6 protein-coding genes are annotated in these 10,995 nt (G+C 67.2%); 1 reads left to right on the top strand and 5 read right to left on the bottom strand.

The window, feature by feature from the left end; translation table 11 throughout:
* The first annotated feature begins 1 nt into the window (after position 1).
* Positions 2 to 2,164, top strand: a complete 2,163-nt coding sequence (locus tag ACZ6ZQ_RS17400) for a PIG-L family deacetylase (protein WP_469769424.1) — start codon at positions 2 to 4, stop codon at positions 2,162 to 2,164.
* 146 nt (positions 2,165 to 2,310) lie between these two features.
* Here ACZ6ZQ_RS17400 and tuf read toward each other — a convergent pair whose 3' ends face one another.
* The 5 genes from tuf to ACZ6ZQ_RS17375 all read right to left on the bottom strand — a co-directional run bounded on the left by tuf (position 2,311) and on the right by ACZ6ZQ_RS17375 (position 10,975).
* Positions 2,311 to 3,504, bottom strand: coding sequence for an elongation factor Tu (gene tuf, locus ACZ6ZQ_RS17395; RefSeq protein ID WP_469769376.1), 1,194 nt, complete (start codon positions 3,502 to 3,504; stop codon positions 2,311 to 2,313).
* Positions 3,505 to 3,657: 153 nt separating this feature from the next.
* Complete coding sequence (gene fusA, locus ACZ6ZQ_RS17390; protein WP_469769375.1) at positions 3,658 to 5,784, bottom strand: elongation factor G; 2,127 nt, start codon at positions 5,782 to 5,784, stop codon at positions 3,658 to 3,660.
* A gap of 39 nt (positions 5,785 to 5,823) precedes the next feature.
* A complete protein-coding gene (gene rpsG / locus ACZ6ZQ_RS17385; RefSeq protein ID WP_006347241.1) occupies positions 5,824 to 6,294 on the bottom strand; it encodes a 30S ribosomal protein S7 in 471 nt (156 codons plus the stop codon).
* 2 nt (positions 6,295 to 6,296) lie between these two features.
* A complete protein-coding gene (gene rpsL / locus ACZ6ZQ_RS17380; RefSeq protein WP_003948652.1) occupies positions 6,297 to 6,668 on the bottom strand; it encodes a 30S ribosomal protein S12 in 372 nt (123 codons plus the stop codon).
* A 407-nt stretch (positions 6,669 to 7,075) separates the two neighbouring features.
* Complete coding sequence (locus tag ACZ6ZQ_RS17375; protein ID WP_469769374.1) at positions 7,076 to 10,975, bottom strand: DNA-directed RNA polymerase subunit beta'; 3,900 nt, start codon at positions 10,973 to 10,975, stop codon at positions 7,076 to 7,078.
* Positions 10,976 to 10,995 lie beyond the last annotated feature (20 nt).

Raw genomic sequence — 10,995 nt, 5'->3', positions numbered from 1 at the left:
CATGCCCGCGTCCGCCCGCCCGGGCGGCTTCGACTCCACGGCCACCGGCACGGCCGACCACGTCACCGCCGCCCGGCCCGGACGCCCGCGCACGCGCACGCGCCCGCGCCCGCGCCGCCGCAGCGTCATCGCCGCCATCGCAGCCGCGGCCGGAGCCACCGCCCTCAGCGCCTGCTCCGTGCCCACGCCCCGGCGGCCCACGCCCACCGCGGACCCCGCGCCCGGAATGCCGATTGCCAGCTCGCGCCGCGCGCAGCTGATGCAGATCCTCGCCCACCCGGACGACGACCTGTACTTCATGAACCCGGACACGCAGCGGATGCTGGACGCCGGGGTGCCGCTCGTCTGCGTCTATGTCACCGCCGGGGAGCACGACGGGAAGAACCACATACCGGGGAACTGGGACGTCCCGGCGGACAGGGACGCCTATTCCTCCGCCCGCCACCAGGGCCTGCGGCAGGCCTACGCGACGCTCCTCGGACTTGACGCGTTCACCGACTGGACCAAGGGCGTCGCCGCCCTCCGCCGGGACCACGAGGCCGAGATCAACACGCTCACCAACGGACACCGCCGGGTCGAGCTGATCTTCCTGAACCTCCCCATGCACACCACCCGCCGCTACATGGCGATCCCCAGCCTCTGGCAGGACCGGGCGCTGGGCCTAAGCACCGTCGTCGCCAAGGACTCCCCGCAGCGCAGGGCCGTGTCGTACGACTACGACGAACTCGTCGACGTACTCGTCGGGCTGATGGAGCAGTACCGGCCGACCGTGATCCAGACCCTGGACCCCGACCCGGACATCCAGCACAGCGACGAGGCGACCCGCAAGAAGGACAGCGAACAGCGCGGCTACTCGGACCACGCCGACCACACCGCCGTCGCGTCGTTCAGCTGGGCGGCGATGGTGCGCTGGGTGGCGGAGGCGACCCAGGACGGCGGTCGGGTCCCCGGCTTCGTCGCCACGGCCTTCCGCGGCTACTACAACCGCCACTGGCCCAAGAATCTCCCGTCGAAGGTGCTACAGGAGAAGGCCGCCCATCTCGTCCCGTACGGCGGCGACCCCGAGTGGGAGTGCGGAAACCCCTCCGGCTGCGGCGACTACAACGTGGGCGGCGTCCGCCCGCTGACGAACAAGAAGGGCTGGGTCCGCTCAACCCACCACCGCTATCCGGGCGCACGCCCCGTCGTCACCACCGAGCCCGACGGGCGGCTTGCCGCGTACGGGGTGATCGGGCTGCGTGCCGTGCGGTGGCGGGAGACCGAGCGGGGCAGCGGACAGTGGGGCAACCCGGACGACCTGGGCGGCGGGCCGCTCGCGCCGGCGCTCGGCTCGGCGGCCCTGAAGGACGGGCGGCAGCTCGTCTTCGCGCTGCGCTTCGCCGCGATCGGCGGCCACGGCGGACCGAACCGCCGCGAGGTGGTGCTGCTGGAACAGCGTACGCCGGGCGGGGAGTTCCTCGCCTGGAACGGGCTCGGCAATCCGGAGCGGGACGACGACCGGGGCCGCCGTATCGGTGTCCCGGTCGCGGTGACCGCCCCGGACGGGCGGGTCCACCTCTTCGTGCGCAACGCCGACAAGGGGATCAGCACGCGCGTACGGGACACCGACGGGCGCTGGGACCGCTGGCGGGACCTCGGCGGAGGCGAGATCCAGGACGGTCTTTCGGCGGTCGTGGACGGCGCGGGCCGGGTCCATGTCTTCGGCGCGGGGCGGGAGACCGTGCACCACTGGGCGCAGGACGTCCTCGGTGAGGAGTTCGCCTTCAAGCCGGACGGCGGCAGCGCGCTGCCGGTGCCCGGAGGTCCGATCGCCGCGCTCCCGACGGACGACGGCGGCGTCGAGCTCTACTACCGCAAGCCGACGTCCGCGGCGGTGATCGCGGTCCGGGCCGGCGGCGCCCCGGCCCGGACCCGCAAGGAGCGCTTCGACGGATACGGCCCGGTGAGCGCGGCCGTGGCCCGGGGCGGCCCGGTGCTGCTCGGCAAGGACCTCCGCGGCCGGGTCCAACTCCGTTCGGGTTCAAGGGTGCTGACACGCAGCCAGGGCACGGAGTCACTGGACTCCCCCGCGCTCCTCGTGGGCCGCTCCGGAGCCACGGCGGTCGGCATGGGCGCGGACGCGCACCCCTGGATCTGGCAACCGGAGGCCGGTACGGCCGGGTAGGACGCACCGGTCCGGGAGGACGTACCAGCCGCGCAGGACATACGGAAACGCGAGGACGTACGGAAACGCGAAGAGGCCCCGCACCTTCCGGTGCGGGGCCTCCTGCTTGGTGCTCGTGAAGAGCTACCAGGTCAAACCAACAAGACTTACTTGTTGATCTTGGTGACCTGGCCGGCGCCGACGGTCCGGCCACCCTCACGGATGGCGAACTTGAGGCCCTCCTCCATGGCGACCGGCTGGATCAGCTGGACGGTCATGGAGGTGTTGTCGCCCGGCATGACCATCTCGGTGCCCTCGGGGAGGGTCACCACGCCGGTCACGTCCGTGGTACGGAAGTAGAACTGCGGGCGGTAGTTGTTGAAGAACGGGGTGTGACGGCCACCCTCGTCCTTCGACAGGATGTAGGCCTGGGCCTCGAACTCGGTGTGCGGCGTGACCGAACCGGGCTTGATGATGACCTGGCCGCGCTCGACGTCCTCGCGCTTGATGCCACGGAGGAGCAGACCGACGTTCTCACCGGCCTGGCCCTCGTCGAGCAGCTTGCGGAACATCTCGATGCCGGTGACCGTGGTGGTGGTCTTCTCCTGCTTGATACCGACGATGTCGACGGTCTCGTTGACCTTGAGGACACCACGCTCGATACGGCCGGTGACGACGGTGCCACGACCGGTGATCGTGAAGACGTCCTCGATCGGCATCAGGAACGGCTTGTCGACGTCACGCTCGGGCTGCGGGATCGCCTCGTCGACGGCGGCCATCAGGTTCAGGACCGACTGGCCCCACTCCTTGTCGCCCTCGAGCGCCTTGAGCGCCGAGACCTTGACGACCGGCAGGTCGTCGCCCGGGAACTCGTACTCGGAGAGGAGCTCACGCACCTCGAGCTCGACGAGCTCCAGGATCTCCTCGTCGTCCACCATGTCGGCCTTGTTCAGGGCGACGACGATGTACGGAACGCCGACCTGGCGGGCCAGGAGCACGTGCTCCTTGGTCTGCGGCATCGGGCCGTCGGTGGCGGCGACCACGAGGATGGCGCCGTCCATCTGGGCGGCACCGGTGATCATGTTCTTGATGTAGTCCGCGTGACCGGGGCAGTCGACGTGGGCGTAGTGACGCGACTCGGTCTGGTACTCGACGTGCGCGATGGAGATGGTGATACCGCGCTGGCGCTCCTCAGGAGCCTTGTCGATCTGGTCGAAGGCCGAGGCCTCGTTCAGGTCCGGGTACGCGTCGTGCAGCACCTTGGTAATGGCGGCCGTGAGGGTCGTCTTACCGTGGTCAATGTGACCGATGGTGCCGATGTTGACGTGCGGCTTAGTCCGCTCGAACTTCGCCTTCGCCACTGGGGTCCTCCTGTGGAGTGGTTCTGTACGCCTTACTCATCGGCGCCAGGGTGATCTTTGCTGGATTGCCGTCCGCCGGGGCGAGCCTCACGGGTTCGCGGGGAATCGCCCCGACGGATACGGCGTCAAGCCTAAAGCGTGTACTCGGGTGAGTTACTCGCCCTTGGCCTTCGCGATGATCTCCTCGGCGACGTTCCGCGGAACCTCGGCGTAGGAGTCGAACTGCATCGAGTAGCTTGCGCGACCCGAGGTCTTGCTGCGGAGGTCGCCGACGTAGCCGAACATCTCCGACAGCGGCACCAGGCCCTTGACGACACGGGCACCGGCACGCTCCTCCATGGCCTGGATCTGGCCACGGCGGGAGTTGATGTCACCGATGACATCACCCATGTAGTCCTCGGGCGTGGTGACCTCAACGGCCATCATCGGCTCGAGGAGCACGGGGGACGCCTTGCGCGCGGCCTCCTTGAAGGCCTGCGAACCGGCGATCTTGAAGGCGAGCTCGGAGGAGTCGACCTCGTGGTAGGCACCGTCGAGAAGCGTGACGCGGACGCCCGTCATCTCGTAGCCGGCCAGGATGCCGAACTGCATGGCCTCCTGCGCACCGGCGTCGACCGAAGGGATGTACTCCTTCGGGATACGACCACCGGTGACCTTGTTCACGAACTCGTACGCGGCGTCGCCGCCCTCGATCGGCTCGATCGCGATCTGCACCTTGGCGAACTGACCGGTACCACCGGTCTGCTTCTTGTGGGTGTAGTCCACGCGCTCGACGGCCTTGCGGATCGTCTCGCGGTACGCGACCTGAGGCTTGCCGACGTTGGCCTCGACCTTGAACTCGCGCTTCATCCGGTCGACCAGCACCTCGAGGTGAAGCTCGCCCATACCGCCGATGACGGTCTGGCCGGTCTCCTCGTTGGTGTGCACCTGGAAGGAGGGGTCCTCCTCCGCGAGACGCTGGATGGCGACACCCAGCTTCTCCTGGTCGCCCTTGGACTTGGGCTCGATCGCGACCTCGATGACCGGCGCCGGGAAGTCCATGGACTCCAGGATCACCGGGTTCTTCTCGTCCGCGAGCGTCTCACCGGTGGTGGTCTGCTTCAGGCCCATGACGGCGACGATGTCACCGGCGCCCACCGACTCGATCTCCTCACGCTTGTTCGCGTGCATGCGGTAGATCTTGCCGATGCGCTCCTTGCGGCCCTTCACGGAGTTCAGCACGGCGGTGCCGGACTCCAGACGGCCGGAGTAGATGCGCACGAAGGTGAGCTTGCCGAGGTGCGGGTCGCTCATGATCTTGAACGCCAGCGCCGACAGCGGCTCGTCGTCGGACGGCTTGCGCTTGACGACCAGGTCCGCGTCCTTGACGTCGTGGCCCTCGATGGCCTCGATGTCGACGGGCGACGGGAGGTAGCGCACGACCGCGTCGAGCAGGGGCTGAACGCCCTTGTTCTTGAACGCGGTGCCACAGAACACCGGGGTGACCGTGGTGCCCTTGCCCTTGCCGGAGGCGATGGTGATACGACGGATCGCGGCGTACAGCTGCTCCTCGGAAGGCTCCTGGCCCTCCAGGTACAGCTCCATGATCTCTTCGTCGTTCTCGGCGACGGCCTCGACGAGCTTGCCGCGGTACTCCTCGGCAGCCTCGGTGTGGGTGGCCGGGATGTCGACGACGTCGTACATCTCGCCCTTGGCCGCCTCGGCGGACCAGACCAGGGCCTTCATACGGACCAGGTCGATGACGCCCTTGAAGTCGGCCTCGGCACCGATCGGGAGCTGCATGACGATCGGCTGCGCACCAAGGCGGTCGCTGATCATGTCCACGCAGCGGTGGAACTCGGCACCGGTGCGGTCGAGCTTGTTGACGAAGCAGATACGCGGAACGCCGTAGCGGTCCGCCTGACGCCAGACGGTCTCGGACTGCGGCTCGACGCCGGCGACGCCGTCGAACACCGTCACGGCACCGTCGAGCACACGCAGGGAACGCTCCACCTCGACGGTGAAGTCGACGTGACCCGGGGTGTCGATGATGTTGATGGTGTGGTCGACGTCCTCGAGCGGCCAGTGACAGGTCGTCGCGGCGGACGTGATCGTGATGCCGCGCTCCTGCTCCTGCTCCATCCAGTCCATCGTGGCAGCGCCGTCGTGGACCTCACCGATCTTGTAAGACACACCGGTGTAGAACAGGATGCGCTCGGTGGTCGTCGTCTTGCCCGCGTCGATGTGGGCCATGATCCCGATGTTGCGGACCTTGGCCAGGTCAAGCGAAGTGGTGGCCATAAGGCTCAGTCTTCTCTCGGTTCTCGATGTGGGTAGCGACTACCAGCGGTAGTGCGCGAAGGCCTTGTTGGACTCGGCCATCTTGTGCGTGTCCTCACGCTTCTTGACCGAAGCGCCGAGGCCGTTCGAGGCGTCCAGCAGCTCGTTCATGAGGCGCTCGGTCATGGTCTTCTCACGGCGGGCGCGGGAGTAACCCACGACCCAGCGCAGCGCGAGGGTGGAGGCGCGACCGGGCTTGACCTCGATCGGCACCTGGTAGGTGGCGCCACCGACACGGCGGGACTTGACCTCGAGAGACGGCTTGACGTTCTCGAGGGCGCGCTTCAGCGTGATGACCGGGTCAGCGCCGGTCTTCTCGCGGAGGCCTTCCATGGCGCCGTAGACGATGCGCTCAGCGGTGGAACGCTTGCCGTTGAGCAGGATCTTGTTGATCAGCGAGGTCACCAGAGGAGAACCGTAAACCGGGTCGATGATGACCGGGCGCTTCGGGGCGGGGCCCTTACGAGGCATTCTTACTTCTCCTTCTTGGCGCCGTAGCGGCTGCGGGCCTGCTTGCGGTTCTTGACACCCTGGGTGTCGAGGGAACCGCGGATGATCTTGTAGCGAACACCCGGCAGGTCCTTCACACGGCCACCACGCACGAGCACGATGGAGTGCTCCTGCAGGTTGTGTCCCTCACCCGGAATGTAGGCCGTGACCTCGATGCCGGAGGTCAGACGCACACGCGCGACCTTACGGAGGGCCGAGTTCGGCTTCTTCGGGGTGGTCGTGAACACACGCGTGCAGACGCCGCGACGCTGGGGGGAACCCTCCAGTGCGGGCGTCTTGTTCTTCTCGACCTTGTCCTGCCGGCCCTTACGGACCAGCTGCTGGATCGTAGGCACTACTTCTCCGGTTTCTGTGTGCCGTTAGTGAAGCTAACCTGGAACGTCGCCGACCCACGCGGTCGGGTGTGTCGAATGCTGCAGACTCCCGCCGCAAGGCGGAAAAGCGCAGAATTACGGTGGCCGGTCTTGGCTCGCTGTGCGGTTGAGGACACGCACATGAGCCCAGGCACACCCCAGGCACAAGGTCTGAGCGTACCTACCTCACCGAGTTCGGTCAAAACAAATGCAAGCGGGCCCGACACGCAGGTACGCCACCAGGATGCCCCCAAGCGCCCCGGACCGCCGTCCGAGCGCCACAAGCCCCCTCTCGGGCCCGCACAAGTCCGGAAGGCCCGGAACCAACGCCGAAGGGCGGCCACCCCGTACGAAACGGAGTGGCCGCCCTTCGTCAGACGTCGTACGCCTTACTGGTTGTACGGACCGTAGTCGTAGTCCTCCAGCGGAACGGCCTGGCCGGAGCCCGTGCCGAACGGCGAGTAGTCGATGTCGTCGTAGCCGACGGCCGAGTACATCGCGGCCTTGGCCTCCTCGGTCGGCTCGACCCGGATGTTGCGGTAGCGGGACAGGCCCGTACCGGCCGGGATGAGCTTACCGATGATGACGTTCTCCTTGAGGCCGATCAGGGAGTCCGACTTGGCGTTGATCGCCGCGTCGGTCAGAACCCGGGTCGTCTCCTGGAAGGACGCCGCCGACAGCCACGACTCGGTGGCGAGCGAGGCCTTGGTGATACCCATCAGCTGCGGACGGCCGGAGGCGGGGTGACCGCCCTCGGTGACCACACGACGGTTCTCGGTCTCGAACTTCGAGCGCTCCACGAGCTCGCCCGGCAGCAGCTCCGCGTCGCCGGACTCGATGATCGTCACACGGCGCAGCATCTGCCGGATGATGATCTCGATGTGCTTGTCGTGGATCGACACACCCTGCGAGTTGTAGACCTTCTGGACCTCGCCGACCAGGTGGACCTGGACGGCCCGCTGGCCGAGGATGCGCAGCACGTCGTGCGGGTTGGTCGCACCGAAGGTGAGCTTCTGGCCCACCTCGACGTGGTCGCCCTCGCGCACCAGGACCTTGGCGCGCTTCGAGATCGGGAAAGCCGTCTCGTCGCTGCCGTCGTCCGGGGTGACGATGATCTTCTTGGTCTTCTCGGTCTCCTCGATCCGCACGCGGCCGGCGGCCTCGGAGATCGGGGCGACACCCTTCGGCGTACGGGCCTCGAAGAGCTCGACGACACGCGGCAGACCCTGGGTGATGTCGTCACCGGCCACACCACCGGTGTGGAAGGTACGCATCGTCAGCTGGGTACCGGGCTCACCGATGGACTGGGCGGCGATGATGCCGACCGCCTCACCGATGTCGACCAGCTTGCCGGTGGCGAGCGAACGGCCGTAGCAGTACGCACACGTACCGACCGCGGACTCACAGGTCAGGACCGAGCGGGTCTTGACCTCCTCGACACCCGCGCCCACCAGCGCGTCGATGAGCACGTCACCGAGGTCGACGTTGGCCGGCGCGATGACCTTGCCGTCCACGACGACGTCCTCGGCGAGCATCCGCGCGTACACGGACGTCTCGACGTCCTCCGCCTTGCGCAGGACACCGTCGGCGCCGCGCTCGGCGATCCGCAGCTTCAGACCGCGGTCGGTGCCACAGTCCTCCTCGCGGATGATGACGTCCTGCGAGACGTCGACCAGACGACGCGTCAGGTAACCCGAGTCGGCGGTACGCAGAGCGGTGTCGGCGAGACCCTTACGGGCACCGTGGGTGGAGATGAAGTACTCCAGCACGGACAGGCCCTCACGGAACGACGCCTTGATGGGACGCGGGATCGTCTCGTTCTTGGCGTTCGACACCAGACCACGCATACCGGCGATCTGACGCATCTGCATCATGTTTCCACGAGCACCCGAGTTGACCATCATGAAGATGGGGTTGGTCTTCGGGAAGTTCTCGTTCATGGCCTCGGCAACCTCGTTGGTCGCCTTGGTCCAGATCGCGATGAGCTCCTGCGTGCGCTCGTCCTTGGTGATCAGACCGCGCTCGTACTGCTTCTGGACCTTCTCGTCCTGGGCCTCGTAGCCCGCGACGATCTCCTTCTTCGCCTCGGGAACGACGACGTCGGAGATGGCCACGGTGACGCCGGAACGGGTCGCCCAGTAGAAGCCGGCCGCCTTCAGGTTGTCGAGCGTCGCCGCCACGATGACCTTCGGGTAGCGCTCGGCGAGGTCGTTGACGATCTCGGAGAGCTGCTTCTTGCCGACCGAGTAGTCGACGAACGGGTAGTCCTCGGGCAGCAGCTCGTTGAAGAGCGCACGGCCCAGGGTCGTCCGCAGACGGAACGAGTCACCCTGCTGCCACTCCGGCTCACCCTCCTCGGCGACCGGCGGGGTCCAGCCACGCGGCGGGACGGTGCCGATCGGGAAGCGGATGTCGACCTTCGCCTGGAGCGAGAGCTCCCGGGCGTCGAAGGCCATGATCGCCTCGGCGGTGGAGTTGAACGCACGGCCCTCGCCGCGCACCTCGCGCTCCTCCTCGTCCGTGGTGAGGAAGAAGAGGCCCAGCACCATGTCCTGGGTCGGCATGGTGACCGGTCGGCCGTCGGCCGGCTTGAGGATGTTGTTCGAGGACAGCATCAGGATGCGGGCCTCGGCCTGCGCCTCCGCGGACAGCGGCAGGTGCACGGCCATCTGGTCACCGTCGAAGTCCGCGTTGAACGCGGTGCAGACGAGCGGGTGGATCTGGATGGCCTTGCCCTCGACCAGCTGCGGCTCGAAGGCCTGGATGCCGAGGCGGTGCAGCGTGGGCGCACGGTTCAGCAGCACCGGGTGCTCGGCGATGACCTCTTCGAGGACGTCGTACACGACGGTGCGGCCGCGCTCGACCATGCGCTTGGCGCTCTTGATGTTCTGCGCGTGGTTCAGGTCGACCAGGCGCTTCATCACGAACGGCTTGAAGAGCTCCAGCGCCATGGCCTTGGGCAGACCGCACTGGTGCAGCTTCAGCTGCGGGCCGACGACGATGACGGAACGCGCCGAGTAGTCGACTCGCTTACCGAGCAGGTTCTGACGGAAGCGACCCTGCTTGCCCTTCAGCATGTCGCTGAGGGACTTCAGCGGGCGGTTACCGGGACCGGTGACCGGACGGCCGCGGCGGCCGTTGTCGAACAGCGCGTCGACGGCCTCCTGGAGCATCCGCTTCTCGTTGTTCACGATGATCTCGGGGGCACCGAGGTCGAGCAGACGCTTCAGACGGTTGTTCCGGTTGATGACCCGGCGGTACAGGTCGTTCAGGTCGGAGGTCGCGAAGCGGCCACCGTCCAGCTGCACCATCGGACGCAGGTCCGGCGGGATCACCGGGACGCAGTCCAGCACCATGCCCTTGGGGCTGTTGCTGGTCTGCAGGAAGGCGGAGACGACCTTGAGGCGCTTGAGCGCACGGGTCTTCTTCTGGCCCTTGCCGGTACGGATGATCTCGCGGAGGCGCTCGGCCTCCTCCTCCAGGTCGAAGGACTCCAGGCGCTTCTGCAGCGCCGCGGCACCCATCGAACCGTCGAAGTACGTGCCGAAGCGGTCACGCAGCTCGCGGTAGAGCAGCTCGTCGCCCTCCAGGTCCTGGACCTTGAGGTTCTTGAAGCGGCTCCACACCTCGTCCAGGCGGTCGATCTCGCGCTGGGCGCGGTCGCGCAGCTGCTTCATCTCACGCTCGGCACCCTCGCGCACCTTGCGGCGCACATCGGCCTTGGCACCCTCGGCCTCGAGCTCGGCCAGGTCGGCCTCGAGCTTCTTGGCGCGGGCCTCCAGGTCGGCGTCGCGGCGGTTCTCGATCTGCTGGCGCTCGACGGAGACGTGGGCCTCCAGCGAGGGCAGGTCGCGGGTGCGGCGCTCCTCGTCGACGTACGTGATCATGTACGCCGCGAAGTAGATGACCTTCTCCAGGTCCTTCGGGGCGAGGTCGAGCAGGTAGCCCAGCCGCGACGGAACGCCCTTGAAGTACCAGATGTGGGTGACGGGAGCGGCCAGCTCGATGTGGCCCATCCGCTCACGGCGCACCTTGGCGCGGGTGACCTCGACGCCACACCGCTCACAGATGATGCCCTTGAAGCGGACACGCTTGTACTTGCCGCAGTAGCACTCCCAGTCCCGGGTAGGACCGAAGATCTTCTCGCAGAAGAGTCCGTCCTTCTCGGGCTTGAGGGTGCGGTAGTTGATGGTCTCGGGCTTCTTGACCTCGCCGTGGGACCACTGACGGATGTCGTCAGCGGTGGCCAGGCCGATCCGGAGCTCGTCGAAGAAGTTGACGTCGAGCACTATGCGTCAATCCCTCTCAG

The sequence above is a fragment of the Streptomyces sp. NPDC053673 genome (assembly GCF_055585225.1).
Note: the sequence above shows the minus strand (reverse complement) of the source record. Positions and strands in the feature narration are given on the sequence as shown.